The sequence below is a fragment of the Acetobacter oryzifermentans genome (genome assembly GCF_001628715.1).
Lineage (GTDB): Bacteria > Pseudomonadota > Alphaproteobacteria > Acetobacterales > Acetobacteraceae > Acetobacter > Acetobacter oryzifermentans.
Map to the genome: position 1 here is coordinate 2,402,287 of NZ_CP011120.1, position 15,140 is coordinate 2,417,426.

Annotated in this window: 13 protein-coding genes and 1 riboswitch; of the genes, 5 read left to right on the top strand and 8 right to left on the bottom strand. The window is 50.5% G+C overall.

Going from position 1 to position 15,140, the window contains the following annotated elements; genetic code table 11:
* Positions 1-11: 11 nt before the first annotated feature.
* The 7 genes from WG31_RS11365 to WG31_RS11395 form a co-directional block, all read right to left on the bottom strand.
* Positions 12-1,532 (bottom strand): cobyric acid synthase, encoded by a 1,521-nt coding sequence (locus WG31_RS11365; protein WP_063354968.1) that lies wholly within the window; start codon positions 1,530-1,532, stop codon positions 12-14.
* A gap of 14 nt (positions 1,533-1,546) precedes the next feature.
* A complete protein-coding gene (gene cobO / locus WG31_RS11370) occupies positions 1,547-2,173 on the bottom strand; it encodes a cob(I)yrinic acid a,c-diamide adenosyltransferase (RefSeq protein WP_063354587.1) in 627 nt (208 codons plus the stop codon).
* Positions 2,170-2,784, bottom strand: a complete 615-nt coding sequence (locus WG31_RS11375) for a histidine phosphatase family protein (protein WP_006117315.1) — start codon at positions 2,782-2,784, stop codon at positions 2,170-2,172. The genes cobO and WG31_RS11375 overlap by 4 nt, the downstream gene beginning before the upstream one ends.
* A gap of 110 nt (positions 2,785-2,894) precedes the next feature.
* Positions 2,895-4,256, bottom strand: a complete 1,362-nt coding sequence (locus WG31_RS11380; RefSeq protein WP_063354588.1) for a cobyrinate a,c-diamide synthase — start codon at positions 4,254-4,256, stop codon at positions 2,895-2,897.
* Positions 4,253-7,717: a cobaltochelatase subunit CobN gene (gene cobN / locus WG31_RS11385; protein ID WP_063354589.1), complete on the bottom strand. Its 3,465-nt coding sequence runs from the start codon at positions 7,715-7,717 to the stop codon at positions 4,253-4,255. The genes WG31_RS11380 and cobN overlap by 4 nt, the downstream gene beginning before the upstream one ends.
* Before the next feature lie 19 nt (positions 7,718-7,736).
* Positions 7,737-8,789, bottom strand: coding sequence for a cobalamin biosynthesis protein CobW (cobW, locus tag WG31_RS11390; RefSeq protein ID WP_063354590.1), 1,053 nt, complete (start codon positions 8,787-8,789; stop codon positions 7,737-7,739).
* Positions 8,786-9,214, bottom strand: coding sequence for a DUF1636 family protein (locus WG31_RS11395; RefSeq protein WP_063354591.1), 429 nt, complete (start codon positions 9,212-9,214; stop codon positions 8,786-8,788). Before WG31_RS11395 ends, cobW begins: the two co-directional genes overlap by 4 nt.
* A 183-nt stretch (positions 9,215-9,397) precedes the next feature.
* Positions 9,398-9,631: riboswitch (cobalamin riboswitch) on the bottom strand.
* A 205-nt stretch (positions 9,632-9,836) separates the two neighbouring features.
* On the opposite strand from WG31_RS11395, the gene WG31_RS11400 reads away from it, so the two are divergent.
* The 3 genes from WG31_RS11400 (at position 9,837) to WG31_RS11410 (ending at position 13,309) form a co-directional block, all read left to right on the top strand.
* Positions 9,837-10,304: a MarR family winged helix-turn-helix transcriptional regulator gene (locus WG31_RS11400; protein ID WP_063354592.1), complete on the top strand. Its 468-nt coding sequence runs from the start codon at positions 9,837-9,839 to the stop codon at positions 10,302-10,304.
* Positions 10,294-12,549 (top strand): FUSC family protein, encoded by a 2,256-nt coding sequence (locus WG31_RS11405; protein ID WP_063354593.1) that lies wholly within the window; start codon positions 10,294-10,296, stop codon positions 12,547-12,549. Before WG31_RS11400 ends, WG31_RS11405 begins: the two co-directional genes overlap by 11 nt.
* A gap of 136 nt (positions 12,550-12,685) precedes the next feature.
* On the top strand, positions 12,686-13,309 hold the full coding sequence (locus tag WG31_RS11410) for an acetate uptake transporter (protein WP_063354594.1): 624 nt from the start codon (positions 12,686-12,688) through the stop codon (positions 13,307-13,309).
* A gap of 57 nt (positions 13,310-13,366) precedes the next feature.
* On the opposite strand, the gene WG31_RS11415 is transcribed toward WG31_RS11410, so the two are convergent.
* Positions 13,367-14,386, bottom strand: a complete 1,020-nt coding sequence (locus tag WG31_RS11415; RefSeq protein WP_063354595.1) for an enoyl-CoA hydratase/isomerase family protein — start codon at positions 14,384-14,386, stop codon at positions 13,367-13,369.
* 65 nt (positions 14,387-14,451) lie between these two features.
* Here WG31_RS11415 and WG31_RS11420 point away from each other — a divergent pair, with 65 nt between their 5' ends.
* Both WG31_RS11420 and WG31_RS15850 read left to right on the top strand, forming a co-directional pair.
* On the top strand, positions 14,452-14,955 hold the full coding sequence (locus WG31_RS11420; RefSeq protein WP_006117307.1) for a flavin reductase: 504 nt from the start codon (positions 14,452-14,454) through the stop codon (positions 14,953-14,955).
* A 32-nt stretch (positions 14,956-14,987) separates the two neighbouring features.
* A complete protein-coding gene (locus tag WG31_RS15850; RefSeq protein WP_162853393.1) occupies positions 14,988-15,137 on the top strand; it encodes a hypothetical protein in 150 nt (49 codons plus the stop codon).
* The last annotated feature ends 3 nt before the right edge of the window (positions 15,138-15,140 follow it).

The window sequence follows — 15,140 nt, forward strand, 5'->3', positions numbered from 1 at the left end:
TGTCGTTTTTTTTAAATACCAGCCGGTACAGTAGCCAACTGCAACAAGACATCTAGATCAATGTGCTGTTCCAAATGGTTTGCCAACGCATCCAGCGCTTGTTCTACACTTTGATCATGCTGCGCTGGTAAATCTGCCCCGGCAGCATACCATATGCCATCTGGTTGAAATGCAGCCCCACCTACACGCGCAAGCAAAGCCATACGCGCAGCCCGGTGGTTAAAAATGCCATGCAGATAAGTGCCCCATACACGCCCATTTGCAGAAACAGCACCTTCCGGATGGTTATCCATGTATATCAAGGGGCTTTGGCAATCAGCCCCTGTTGTTTGGCCCACATGCATTTCGTATCCAGAAACTTTACTGCCTTCTGCCGCCAGTTTTCCTTCCTTGTGTTCTAGACTTTTATCTCGGCTTAAAACTGTATCAATTTTTAACAGCCCCAACCCTGCCGTCTGTCCTACAGCGCCTTCTGTTCCATAAGGATCAGCCACCGTAGCACCCAACATCTGATAGCCACCACAAATACCCATCACATAACCACCATTGGCAGCATGTTCTGCAATCTGCTTGTCCCATTTCTGTTCTTTCAAACAAGCAAGGTCAGATAATGTCGCTTTCGATCCGGGCAATATAATCAGATCGCATTCTGGCAAAGGCTCGCCACGTTTAGACAAGATAAGGTGCACACCGGGTTCTGCATACAGTGGATCCAGATCATCAAAATTGGCGATCATCGGCAAATGAGGCACAACAACACGTAGCGGCGCATTCTGATCTAAGTTTGCTTTTGAGTGCCTTACTGCATGCGCAAGTTTTTCATCCAGATCTGCGGCATCTTCTGCTGGCAGGGTTCTCACCTCTGGCAAATCCGGCACAAGCCCTAAAGGCTGCCACCCTGTACGTTCGGCAATAAACTGCATGCCATCAGCAAACAGTGTTGGATCACCCCGCATGCGGTTTACAATAAAACCTTTGATCCGTTGGGCATCTTTCTGACTTATAACAACTTGTGTACCCACAAGGCTGGCAATCACTCCGCCTCTATCTATATCTCCCACAAGCACGACCGGAGCATTTACAGCTTCTGCAAACCCCATATTGGCAATATCATGCGCTCGTAAATTTACTTCAGAAGCAGACCCAGCACCTTCTATCAAAACCAAGTCTGCCTTTGCGGCAAGTTTTACAAAGCTTTGCAAAACGGCTGGCATCAGAAGTGCTTTTCGGCTCTGATAATCCCGCGCTTGCACTGTTTCCTCAATCCGCCCCCGCACAACAAGCTGTGCGCCTGTCTCACCCTGTGGTTTGAGCAAAACTGGGTTCATATCAACGCTTGCAGGTACCCCACAGGCACGCGCCTGCAAAGCTTGAGCACGCCCAATTTCACCACCATCCCATGTTACAGCGGCATTATTGGACATATTCTGCGGTTTAAACGGCAAAACCCGCAGCCCTCGCCGGGTAAAGGCACGCGCAAGGCCTGCAACGAGTGTTGATTTTCCGACACTAGACCCTGTGCCCTGCACCATCAGAACACGGGTGCTCAAAACTCTATGCCTTCCTGCGCTTTTACACCCGCTTTGAAATGATGTTTCACCACTGTCATTTCAGTTACCAAATCAGCCGCTTCCAGCATGGCTTCCTTGGCATTGCGGCCTGTTACGGCAACGTGCAAGCTTGCCGGGCGTGCTGCAATATCTGCAAGAACTTGCTCCATAGGTAGGTAATCATACCTTAATGCAATGTTCAGTTCATCCAAGATCACCAACCCAACATCTGGGTTTGCCAACGCTTGTTGAGCAACATGCCATGCACGTTGGCATGCAGCAATATCCCGCGCCTTATCCTGCGTTTCCCACGTAAAACCTTCACCCAACGCGTGCCATTCTACCAAATCCTCAAAGCGTTCTAGCGCCTTGCGTTCTCCCGTATGCCATGCCCCTTTGATAAACTGCACCACAACAACACGCCGGCCATACCCCAACATCCGCAAAGCCAGACCAAACGCCGCAGTAGATTTTCCTTTTCCGGAACCTGTATTTACAATCAACAGGCCTTTTTCCACTGTTTTGCTGGCAACTTCTTTATCCTGCACAGCTTTGCGTTTTTGCATTTTGGTACGATGATGCTCTGCATCCTGTAATAATGCTGGCTTTTGCGGATCTATCATACTTGGCACGGCTCTTCCTTTTTATGATGTGTCAAAAAATCTCTTTGAGTTGAGGCAAGTTCGTTCTTTTCTCCCACCATAAACAGGCGCGCAAAACCTTGCGGCATGGAAGGTGCGAGAAGGTGCGGTTTATACCCACCAGCAAAAGCGCTCAAAAGCCGCAATGGCCCTCCATGCGATAATACACACACATTTTCTTCACGTTGGCGCACTTCGCGCCAGAAACTTTGAATCCTCTGGTACAGGTCTTGCCCGCTTTCACCTTCTGGCGGTGCAAAACCTTCTGGATTTTGGGCCCATTCATCCAGCAATGTGCGATCTATGTCCTGCCAACGCACACCTTCCCACCGGCCAAAATTCAATTCCGCCAATCGGTGATCCACGCGTAGTTCCATGCCTGCACTTTGCGCCAAACGCTGCGCCATCTGCCAGCACCTTTGCGCAGGAGAGCTATATAACACCTGGCAAACAGCACCTTTAGCCAGAACAGAAAGCCCAGAAACAATACTCTCCCACCCTGGGCTAAGGGCAACATCCTGCCTGCCGTAACAAATGCCCTGCGCAACCTGAACAGGAGCATGCCTTACCAGCAACACGGGAAAAGATCGCATTTCAATATCTCCTTCTCACCGCCTGCCCCGGCTTTATCAGGACGGCAGAACACTTTGTGCATACCTTGTTATCACACAACTTTCCGCGTTCGTTTTTGCATATGCTCTTTTCATAAAGAGGAAGAGTTCAAAATATTCTGATTGGAACACCGTGCCAGAACATGAAAGAATGACCCAGAAACTAAGCCACGCTGGCCACCACATGCACCAAGGGGCGTACCATCCCCTGCTGCCAGATCTGCCAATGGCGCGTCCTCACCTTTATCCATAACCGTTGCATAATGGAATTCGTGCCCGCGTAAACGTGTGCCTGTGTGGCCCAAAACATTATCTGTCAGCAGCGTGGCCTCACGATAGCCTAAATGCAATTTTCGACGCGCGAAAGACGTTACATGTCCTAGCAAACCTGCCATAGCATGTGTCTGCCCCTGCGCATCTTCCAATGCACGGCCCAAAACCATGTAGCCTCCGCACTCCCCATGTACAGGGTTCTTAAGCGCAAAATCCTGCAAGCCTTTTTTAAAATGCTCTGCTTGCGCAATCTGGCCTGCATAAAGTTCTGGATACCCCCCAGGTAACCAACAAGCATCGCAAGAGGTATCTGGTGCCTGATCGGCCAGTGGAGAAAACGGAACCAACTCCGCCCCCACTTTTCTCCAAAACAAAGAAAGATGCCCATATAAAAACGAAAAAGCAGCATCATCCGCCACGGCAATCCGTTGGCCCGGAGGCGGAATACATGCTTCTGCCAGAGATACTGGATCAGCCTTCTGTTCCGCCAGAGGCGCTGCTGCTTCCAGAATAGCATCCAGATCCAGTTCACGTTCTGCCTTATCTGCAAGGTCTGATAACCACCCTGCCAGATTGCCATGCTCACGCGCTTGCACTAATCCTAAATGCCGCTCTGGCAGTACCTCACCCTTTTGGCGCATGAGCGCCCCACAAACAGGCAGGTCTGCCATGGCCACGGCAGAGCGCGCCAAACGTTCATGCCGTTCGGATGCAACACGGTTGATGACAACACCACGCACCTGCACAGCATCAGACCATCTCGCAAAGCCCTGAGCAATCGGCCCAACAGATTGCCCTTGCCCAGAAACATCCAGCACCAGCAAAACAGGAATCCCAAATAGAGCTGCAATATCAGAAGGTGCACCACGTGCATTTTTTTGGGCCATTAATCCATCAAACAACCCCATTGCAGATTCCACCACAACCACGTCAACATCTTTGGCAGCGGCATTCATGATACCAGCCAGCAAATTTGCAGGCATGCACCAGCTATCCAAATTAAGAGGTGGCCGATGTGTGATAGCTGCATGAAAAGCGGGATCTATATAATCTGGGCCAGTTTTAACGGCCCCTACCCGTAATCCTCGGCGTTGAAAAGCCGCCAGCAATGCGAGTGTAACCGTTGTTTTGCCACCGCCAGAACGAGGAGCGGCAACCATAATAATACGAGGGGCTGTCATGCCTCATTTTCCTCATCCAGAACACAGGCCACACTATTTCCCTGTGGGTGCCACAAACCTCGCCGCCATACATCGGCAAACCGTGCACGCATAGCTTCCCGCGCTGCTGGGTTTTCCTGTTTTAAAAATGCATCACACGCGGCATTTCCCAATGTTTGAGCAAAAACCAGATCGAATTGCCGATCAAACCGTTGGGGCAATGTGGCTGCAAATCCGTGTAATGCATCTAATCCGCGCGCCATTTCTGCCGCACCCGCGTATCCGTGCTGCTGCATACCTTCAATCCATTGCGGGTTAGCCAACCGTCCGCGCACAATACGCGCCACTTCCTGCGCTGCTGTTCGCAACCGTGGCATATCTGGCCGAGATGTATCACCATGTAATATGGTTGGTGTTGCGCCCAATGTAGCGGCCGCAGCAGAAAGGCCACCTTCATGCGCAGCTATATCCGGGCTTTCCAAAATATCGGTTTCAGCATTGTCTTGCACATGCAGCACAACTTCTGCTTGCCCCACCAAATTGGAAAGAGCCTGCATATCCTGCTGTCCATCTCGCCCACCACCATATGTCCATGATGAACCTTCCAGCCAAGCTGTTCCAAGTTCCTGCGTATGAGCCCAAGATCCCGCAGTCAGGCGTTCCTCAACGCCTGTGCCGTAATTACCAACCGCAGCACCAAAAATACGAGCCGTAGCCCGCTTTCGGGCCTCTCCTTTCAGCCCTTTGGCAGATGCCGCCAAAGGATTCCATTCGGCAGGTTCATTCCGTTCCGCAACAGCCGCTACAGCCTGATCAAACAGGGCAATCTGATCTGCAAAAGCATCACGAAATAGGCCAGAAACACGCAACGTTACATCTACTCTTGGCCGGTCCAACACTGGCAAAGGAATAATTTCAAACCCACAAACATGCCCTGTGCCAGCGGTGCGCTGTACCTCTATTCCCATAAGACGCAAGGCAAGGGCCATATCCTCTCCGCCGGTGCGCAAACTGGCAGAACCCCACATATCCATAATCATATGTGTTAGATGTTCACCCTGTTCCTGCAAATGCCTTGTCAGCAAAAGCTTTTCCATTTTCTCGGCCAACACCATGGCAGAAGGTGTGGGCAATGCGCGAGGGTCCACCGTAAACAGATTGCGCCCTGTAGGCAGCACATCCACCCGTCCACGGGTTGGCGCACCGGCTGGGCCGGGTGCTACAAAACGTCCATCTAATGCAGCAAGCAGGGCGTGTGCCTCTGCTTGCCCGCTTTGCATGATTTTATGCGCCACTTCAGACATGAAAACAGTATCCGCCTGCCGCCCGCATGCCTGTGCAATAATCTGCACCAGTTTTTTGGAGTGTACGGCTGGTTTGCCAAAAACATGCAAACCATCACGAATTTGCAGATCTTTTACATCGCACAAATAGGCATCAAGCCGCGCAAGCGCTTCTGCCTCATCCATTTCTCCGGGGCGCACACCGCTTTCAGCCAACACACCCGTGCGCACAGCTTTTTCTAAAATATCAGCACGTAGCAAAGCGCCTCGGCGGGGGTCCAGACCGTCTGCTTCAGCGTATTCATCAATCAGCCGTTCGAGTTCCTGCGCATCTACTGAAAGTTCCGCCTGCATGACAGGAGGCGTCATATGGCCGATAATAACAGCACCCAAACGCCGACGCGCAGCTGCGGCCTCACCCGGATTATTGACAATAAACGGATAAATAACCGGCACATCACCCGTCAGCACAACTGGCCCACAGGATGGAGACAACGCCACAGCCTTACCGGGCAACCATTCCAGCGTGCCGTGCGTGCCCAAATGCACCATGGCATCCAGTTTTTTTACATGTTGCAACCACAAGTAAAATGCAACGTATGCATGGCATGGAGGTGTGTCTGGATCATGATACAGCGCTTTACGGTCCGCTACTGCCCCTCTATCTGGCTGCACTGCCAGAGAAATATTGCCCAACTGGATGTAACGCTGACAAAACACGCCATCTTTTACATTGGCATCGTGTTCGGGATCACCCCATGCGGCAAAAACAGATTTTACAAAATCCGGATCCAAATCTGCCAAAAACTGACGATACAGCTTTGTATCAAGAACAGGCTTTGAACTGCCACCAACAAGCGCTGCGGCAAGGGCTTTTGCATCAGGAACATTTTTTGCTCCTGTATGATAACCTGCCTTATGCAAGAGCGTGAGAATGGAAGATGTAGATGCAAAACCATCTAACCCCACAGCATGCGCTATATGGGCCCCAGATTTTTCGAGCCCTGCACCTGGGTAGTCAGACAAAATAATAGATATTTTTTTGTCTGACTGCGCCATTTTCCGCAATTTAGCCCATGCAATTGCACGGCCTGCCACCAACTTTATCCCCGGTTTATAAGGTTCTCTAAATGCAGGCTGTCCGGGCTGTGCATCTTTTCTGAAAGAAATTGGAAATGTTGCAATTGTGCCGTCCAGTTCTGGCAATACCACTTGCATGGCCATATCCGCCCGCGCCAGACCTCGTGGGCTTTCTTGCCACAAAGCCTGTGTGCACCCCGGCTGCAGAAGCTGCAAAATAGGCGCATCGGCCACATCCAATGGTGAAAAACCATTCTGGCTTCGTGCAGAAAAACATGTTGCGTCCAGAACAACATCCGGTTTTACACGTTGTAGATAATAGCTTACATCATCAGAAACGTTAGGATCTTTCAAAGATGTAACATATACAATATCTACAGCACAGCCACGTTGCGCCAGTTCTTCTGCCAAACATTCCGGCCCTGCCACGTCTCCTACCAACAAATGCGCGCGATAAAGAAGTATCACTGCTTTTATCTGCACCTGAACTGGCATGACGGTAGTAGGATAAGAACGATATACGCCCCATGCAGGCAATGCTTTAGGATGTGTCCCTTTATCTTCCTGCATCCCTGCCAGTGCAGACATAACTTCCAATGCTGCGCAGATGTTATCCGGCCCTCCTTGTTGGAAAAAACCGTTTAACCGCGCGTAATATTCTGCGGAAATAGTGGAAAGTTCCGCCAGCCGTCCATCATCTCCGGTATGTACTGCCTGTTCCCGCACATCAGAAACAGAACTTTGTGATGTATCACCGGGTAACAAAGCCAGCGGCACGCCTGTTTCACGGCTCCATGCCGCCAGTTCTTCTGCCCCATAACGCCAGTAATCCAAACCACCCAACAGCCGCACCACAACACAGCGCGCTTTTTGCAATGTGGTTTCAATGTACAAATAGATCGACATAGGATGGCGTAATCTTGCCAGGCTTGTGACCTGCAAGGTGGGAAGCACTATGCCTTCTTCAGTTTGAGCACGTAGCAAGGCTTCTGCATGGCGCAGGGCCAGAAGATCACTTTCTGTAAAAGAAAGTACAACAAGATCAGCAGAGGGAAGATTGAGATCCTCTGCCATTTCCTGTTCATCGAGCGTCCGGTTTTCCCGCACCAAAAGATGCATAAGCCTACTCCGTCCTTAATCAGGCCGTTACCAAGGTGCCGCCAAGAGCCTTGGCTATGGATGCAGCATCCAGCCCCTTTTGCCCGATCACGACAATGCGGCCTTCTCGTTTTTCGTTAGCGGAAAGAGGACGATCAAATTCGTGCCGGAAACGCACCCCCACACCCTGCACAGCCAAACGCATAGCCTTGCCTGCTACCGCTGCAAAACCTTTCATGCGCAGTACATCATAACGGCGCGCCGTATCCTGCAAGAGCGTTAAAAACTGCTCGACGCTGTGCTGCTCAGGCACGCGCACGACAAAACTTTCAAAGTCATCATGTTCGTGTTCGCCATCCTCTGCATCATGATGAGAAGGACGCGCAGCCAAGTCTGCTTCTGCCGCTGCCCCAATCCCAAGCAATATGGCTGGATCCACCTTGCCTTCTGTGGCACGCACAATCTGAACTGGGCGTGGTGCCGTGTGGCGGATTTCATCTTCAACACGTGTCAGCGCATCTGCATCCAGCAGATCTGTCTTGTTCAACACCACAAGATCTGCGGCATTAATCTGATCTTCAAAAACTTCTGCTAATGGGTTGTCATGATCCAAAGAAGGATCTGCCGCACGCTGCTGGGCAATAGCTTCAGGATCATCTGCAAAACGGCCTGCTGCCACTGCTGGTGCATCTACTACCGTTATCACGCCATCAACTGTCATGCGGTTACGCACTGTTGGCCAACCAAAAGCCTTGAGCAATGGTTTAGGCAGTGCCAAACCAGATGTTTCAATAACCACATGTTCCGGTGGATCAGCCCGATCTAGCAGAGCTTCCATGATTGGCAGAAAATCATCTGCTACCGTGCAGCACAAGCAACCGTTGGTCAGCTCTACAATGTCATCTTCCTTGCAGCCTTCCACTCCGCATCCGCGCAGGATTTCCCCATCAATGCCAAGGGAACCAAATTCGTTCACCACCACGGCAATACGGTGCCCTGCAGCACGCTGAAGCAGATTACGCAAAAGGGTTGTTTTACCTGCCCCTAAAAAACCAGTGATAATGGTTACAGGCACGCGAGATGCGATTGTCATGAAGGCTCCTGTTCATCATAAAGTTGTGCGGGAACACGCCCCAACACCATATTGGAAAGAGATGCCGGACGGCGCGAAGGCATGACTGTTCCCCGCGCAGACTTTGCATAGAGTTGGGCATAAGCCAGCAGATCTTCTGCTTTTTCTGTACCCAGATGTCCTAATAACCATGTCCAACGCTCTGGCATAGCAATGGCTGCAGTGCATCCGCGATCGCAGGCTGCCAAACACTGAACCTGACGCAGCAGAACGGGAGCTTCCTGCCCAGTAGCTTCTGCTTCCTGCACCAAGGCCTGTAAACGTGCATATAGCTGGGCACCCGGCGGTTGATCCATAGCAGGCCCACCGCGCCGACACGTGACACACACATGCAAAACAGGACGATTCTGAAGTGATTTTTGAGAAAAATCGGGAGCTTCGGCCATGCTGTATCCCTGAAATAACCGCCATTCTCAAAGAACAGCCGCTTGACGGGGTGCAGACACCCGGCGCCTCTACCTCAGAGATAAGCAGAGGAAATATACCCTATGGTACATCTATGCCTGCCGGGCACCCCGCCAGCAGCAACGCCAGAACTTAATAATAACTAAGACCCACCAACATGCTTACGCATACTGGCACCAATGGCAGGTTTCCTGGCTTGTACCCACATAATACCCCAGCCATAGGCCAGAACATAAAACGGCGCTCCCTACCTTCCCAGCCTGCATGCAGACCAGTGGTTGAGGCCCGAAAGCCCTTACGGAACACCATGGGTAACTTACAGTTGCGGGGGCAGCGACGGCCTTGCACCGTTCTTCCCTTTTCATCCCGTAAAGGACACCATTAGCCGGTGCACAATGCGCATAAGCGGCCTTTGCTTTCAACCCGCAGTTTTATGACCTCACAACTTTAAGCTCTACCATCCGAAACAGGAGTGAGGCTTCACGCTAATGTTCCTGTGCTTTGTAGCTTTATTTCCATTATTGACGCGCAAAACAGCTATGTTATATTCGTATGAATATACTTTATATATCAAATATTCTTTAGCTAACTAATGAGGATTCCATGACTTCTCCACGCGTTCTGCCCACACTGGATGAAACGCGTTTTTCAGACATGGCGCTTACCTTCCGTATTATGCGGTTAGCCACAGTCTGGCGCACGCAACTGGACAGGGCCTTGCGCCCCCATGGCATGACATTAGCCAGTATGCGCCCGATGGCTTATTTGATGATGATGCCCGATGGAGCCACGCAAAGTGATCTTGCAGCCGCCATGAACGTGGATTGTTCTGCACTGGTGCGTATTCTGGATTTGTTGGAAAAACAAAAGCTGATCACACGCCAACAGGATATGCAGGACCGGCGCGCCAAAAAGCTTGTGCTCACACCTGCAGGGCAAGAAAGATGTGTGTTGTTTCACACTATTTCTGCACAGCTTGAACAGAATGTCCGCCAGAACCTCACGGAAGACCAAGTGCGTAGCTTAATTCATGATCTTTCCTGCATGCTGGAAACACATCATGAACGCTAGATCCGAGCAAAGCAGTAACACACTATCTTCCTTTAACGCTGTGTTCTCCCGCTGCTTACCTGCCCTTTTTTCTGATGAAGCCCAGTGGAATGCCTTTAAGGCTACCGCGGGCTATTCTGCCCGCGTCTTTTTATGCATTGGCATTGCCGTTTTTCTGGCGTTCACGTTCCAGCTTCACTCTCCCCTCAGTGCAGCCACAACTGTTCTTATTGTGGCAAATCCAACTGTAGGGGCTATGGTTTCCAAAAGCGTATGGCGTGTTATCGGCACAGTTATTGGTGCCGTTATCAGCATTGGCATTATGGCTGTATTTGTGCAGTCCCCTGTTCTGTATTTTGCGGCTCTTTCTGTTTTTGTCGGAATAGCCTGCATGGTCGCCACATTCCTGCGCTTTTTTCGCGCCTATGCTGCTGTATTAACCGGTTATACAATTGTTATTATTGCCGCACCTGCTTTTGCGGACCCAGACAATATTTTTCTTTCTGCAATGGGGCGACTTTCTGCCGTAGTAACCGGCGTGGTGGTAACGGCTTGTGTATTTATGGTAACAAGCCCCCGTAAACCCAGTGCTGTGATGGAAAAACTGGGCAACGCCTTTCGTGACACCATTCTCCACGCAAAAAACTTTCATGCACAGGAAGGTATTTCTTCTCACCCAGAAGAAAATACGGAAAAAGAAAACAATCCTTCCGAAATAACAGATACTACAACCACAGGCACAGCATTCCGTAGCCTGCCGCAACCTCTTTATGATAGCCGCAGCCGCCTTCTGGCGGGTATGGCAGGATTAACACCAGCCATAGAATTTGCCGCAGCAGATGACCCCGACATGCAGGCCCGTATTTCCAACCTGCGCTTGGCACTTAACCGTTTAACCGGGCTTATTGTCAGCTATCATCCTTATTGGCTCAATCTCTCTTTGGTAGATGCGCAATCACGCCCTGTGCATCAGTATGTTGCCGAAACATTAGAGCAGATTCTGCACCTTACAGAACAACCCGGCTGGCTGGAAAACCCCGCCCCGGTTTCTGCCTGCCTGCATGAATGCCTGAAAAATCTGGAACAACTTTCACGCAACAATCCGGCGCCCAGTTTGCTGGCCACATTGGATAATACGCGTGATATTTTGGTACAGATAGATCTTGCCCTATACGATCTTACAAGCCTGCGCCGCGATCGTGAATCTTCCCACACACGCCAATATCTGGAATGGCCTGTAGCCTTGCGCAATGGTGTGCGCGGCATGTTCATTGCACTTCTAGCTGGCATGCTGTGGTATGTGTTCCACTGGAGCGCTGGCCCTATGCTGATTTTGTATGTAGTTGCCGCATCAAGCCTGCTTTCAACAGCTCCCTCCGCCGGTAAAGCAAGCCCCATGATGGCAACAGGCACCATGTTGGCTGTGCCTATGGGTTTTTTATGCCATTCCCTGTTTCTGCCTCGTATAGATGGCTACCCGCTTTTATGGCTAACTCTCTGCCTGTTTCTACTACCTGGTGTATGGCTGCAATTTCACCCGCGCTACAGCATTGGTGCATTTGGATATGCAGTGTTTTTCACCATGCTGCTCTCTATTAACAACCCTATTATTTATAATGATCTCGCACTCACCAATAACTGGATAACCATGGTAGCAGCCTGCATACTTCTGGTGCTGGTTTTCCGGGTTATTCTGCCGCCAGACCATCGGTTGGATGCTGCGCGGCTGGTTTCTTCCCTTACGCGCAGCCTGCAACAACTCGCTCTTTCCCACAGTAACAAGCCCGTGCAATGGATTGCATGGGAAGGTCTCCAACTTCAAAAAATCACGCGGCTGATGATGCGTCTTTCCTTTATTCCTTCCGGAATAGACCGGCAGGGCTATACAGATGCGGCCTTTGCAACACTTTCTCTAGGTCGGCTAATTTTACGCCTGCGCTGGAATGCAGAACATACCAAGCTTGATGCGCAAGCTCACGCTGCTCTTGAAAATGCATTAAAAGCCTTTGCCCTATTGCGGCATACCCCACTGGCTACGGCAGATGCTCTGGAGCAGGCTGCTGCAATTCTCCATACCACCGCCACAGATCAGAATGGTGCCTCCCTTATGCGGGATAGAACCATCTCCTGCCTCATGCAAGCAGCGGGCATTATCCGCGCCATTCCCGGGTTTTATGGCAAATACGGCCCCATCCATCGCTCTGTGGATGAGGTTGGGGCAAATGCCTCTGTTTCTACACTTATGGAGTCTACTTCTGTGGGATGAAATAAAGGAAAAAGTTTCCTAAAATAAAAGTCATGATGATGAATTTAATTTTATCTAAATTTTCTTTTTATAGAGAACTTCTGCTCTGCCATTTACTTAATGCTTAAGTCATCACTCATAACAAGAAGTATCTGGCATGGCATATTCCGACACCTCGCCTCCGGTGACATACCGAAGAGCCAACCCAGCCCCATTAGGCTTAATGGGTTTTGGGTTAACAACCGTTCTTCTCAATTTACATAATGCAGATCTGGTACCTATGGGTTCTGCCATTCTGGCCATGGGGCTAACATTTGGGGGTGTTGCCCAAATTCTGGCGGGAATGCTGGAATATGGCAATGGCAATACCTTTGGCATGACAGCTTTTAGCGCCTACGGTGCTTTCTGGCTTTCGTTCGTGACACTTATTGGCCTACCTCATACTGGCATTGTGGATGCCAGTAGCCCTAACCTTGTAGGAAGCTACCTACTCGCGTGGGGATTGTTCACATTTATCATGTTTATTGCCACGCTCCGTGCCTCACGGGCGCATCAGATTATTTTTCTAAGCCTGACAGTTCTATTCGCTCTCCTTGCCGCGGGTGATATGCTGGCTATGCCAGTTGTTACACAGTTTGCTGGGTATGAAGGATTGTTCTGCGGTTTTTCCGCCATCTATCTCGCTGCTGCTGAAATTCTGGAGGACGCCTTTGGATATGCAGTACTGCCGATTGGCAAACCTGCACCGGCGTCCATCGCTTTCCGAACTGCAGCCGCCTAAACACCCCAAAAACATTATGCCCCGCAGCACAAAATGCTCCGGGGCGACATGTTTGCATTACTTCTCAAAACAATTTTGAGCTTCCTGCTTATTCACTTCCGCCAAAGTTGGCGGCATCCACACAGGCTGGTTATCTTTATCAATCAAACGTGCCCGAATCCCCTCTACAAAATCTGGCCGGGCCACCATATGCCGCACCATATTTTCCTCCAGCACAAAAGCGGCATGTAACGAGGAAGCAGCACGTGCCTGGTGCCATCCATACCATGCTACCTGCACAGAAAACGGACAAGCACGTGATAAAGCTTCAAGATCCTCTTGCGCCTCTTCTGATCCTTCCGCTTTCAATTTTTCAATAACCTGCAAGATATCTGGCGCATCATAACAGGAATCCAGATTTTGCACGTCCAGACTTTCAGGCTGGGAATGAAGGCGGCTGAATACATGCTCTGCACTTTCAACGCTCAACGTTTCTCTTAAATCTGTAAGAGAGTCCGATGAAACCAGAACATCTGCAAACCCCATGGCTATGGCCTCTGCTCCGTTCATACGCCCACCGGTAACAGCACGCCGTAAACCAGAAAAACCTGGCGCACGGGCTAACAACCAGCTTCCTCCCGCATCGGGGGCCAAACCAATAGCCGTTTCCGGCATAGCCAGCACAGATGCTTCCGTAACCACCCGATACCGCACATGGCCACCTAAGCCGATACCGCCCCCCATAGCTACGCCATCTAAAAAGGAAACAATGGGTTTTTTGTAATCTGCCAACAACAGCATCACATCATATACGCGCTTCATCAGTTCATATGCCGCCAATGCCCCTTGGGCTTTCAGACGATCATAAATGGCGCGTAGGTCTCCCCCTGCGCAAAAGGCACGTGGGCTGCTGCTTTCCAGAAGAATGGTATGGACGGAAGGATCATGCCGCCACATTTCCAAAGCGGCTTTTACGCCGTTGGCCATACTGATATCAACGGCATTCAACCGTTTGGGACGGTCTAAAATAATACGTCCCAGATGCCCTTCCTGCTGCATTGTTACGCCAGATACGGCGGAAAGAATTTGCTCTGTCATTGCTTTCCTCTTTATTTCGTGCACAAACACGTACGAACCATCTTTGATTGATTTAAGGAGAGCAGATGTTGGCTCCGGAGACCAGCGCCTACCGCGATGCCATGGCCCGACTTGGCGCAGCTGTGAACATTGTTACAACAGGAACGCTGGAAAACCCCGTTGGTTTTACAGCCTCCGCAGTGTGTTCCGTAACAGATACCCCACCTACGCTCTTGGTCTGCCTGAACCGTGGAAGCCGTGCCAGACAGGCTTTTCATGAAGGGAGCGCATTATGCGTAAACGTGCTGGCATCTACCCAGCAGCATCTCTCCAACCTTTTTGCCAGCCCCAACTCCATGCAGGAGCGATTTGCCACTGGGCATTGGAGCGCCTTGGCAACAGGCGCACCTGTACTGGAAGAAGCTGTAGCCTCGTTTGACTGCAAGATCAGCCAGATTGTAGAAGTTGGCACACACAGCGTAATGTTTGGTATTGTGCAAGCGTTACGCACCCATGCAACCGCACATGGGCTTGTTTATTTTAATAGAATGTATCACGCTCTGCCCCATACCCCAGCCCTAAAGCCCTAAGGGCTTTAGGCATACAATCAAGGTGTTGAAACATGTCACAGGATTATCATGATGATTATCCAGTAAAAGGGGATGATGATTATATCCCGTTTATTACTGTCAAAGCCCTGATTATCATGCATGTTGTGCTGCTAGCAGTCGTAGCTTTATGGTCTTGGCTGGATTGGTCCTTGCCGCAGTAACAA

Coding starts and splice junctions, on each gene's coding strand:
- WG31_RS11415 (WP_063354595.1), bottom strand. CDS start 14,386: ATGACAGAGCAAATTCTTTCCGCCGTATCTGGCGTAACAATGCAGCAG.
- WG31_RS11400 (WP_063354592.1), top strand. CDS start 9,837: ATGACTTCTCCACGCGTTCTGCCCACACTGGATGAAACGCGTTTTTCA.
- WG31_RS11365 (WP_063354968.1), bottom strand. CDS start 1,532: ATGGTGCAGGGCACAGGGTCTAGTGTCGGAAAATCAACACTCGTTGCA.
- cobW (WP_063354590.1), bottom strand. CDS start 8,789: ATGACAATCGCATCTCGCGTGCCTGTAACCATTATCACTGGTTTTTTA.
- WG31_RS11410 (WP_063354594.1), top strand. CDS start 12,686: ATGGCATATTCCGACACCTCGCCTCCGGTGACATACCGAAGAGCCAAC.
- WG31_RS11375 (WP_006117315.1), bottom strand. CDS start 2,784: ATGCGATCTTTTCCCGTGTTGCTGGTAAGGCATGCTCCTGTTCAGGTT.
- WG31_RS15850 (WP_162853393.1), top strand. CDS start 14,988: ATGTCACAGGATTATCATGATGATTATCCAGTAAAAGGGGATGATGAT.
- cobO (WP_063354587.1), bottom strand. CDS start 2,173: ATGATAGATCCGCAAAAGCCAGCATTATTACAGGATGCAGAGCATCAT.
- WG31_RS11380 (WP_063354588.1), bottom strand. CDS start 4,256: ATGACAGCCCCTCGTATTATTATGGTTGCCGCTCCTCGTTCTGGCGGT.
- cobN (WP_063354589.1), bottom strand. CDS start 7,717: ATGCATCTTTTGGTGCGGGAAAACCGGACGCTCGATGAACAGGAAATG.
- WG31_RS11405 (WP_063354593.1), top strand. CDS start 10,294: ATGAACGCTAGATCCGAGCAAAGCAGTAACACACTATCTTCCTTTAAC.
- WG31_RS11395 (WP_063354591.1), bottom strand. CDS start 9,214: ATGGCCGAAGCTCCCGATTTTTCTCAAAAATCACTTCAGAATCGTCCT.
- WG31_RS11420 (WP_006117307.1), top strand. CDS start 14,452: ATGTTGGCTCCGGAGACCAGCGCCTACCGCGATGCCATGGCCCGACTT.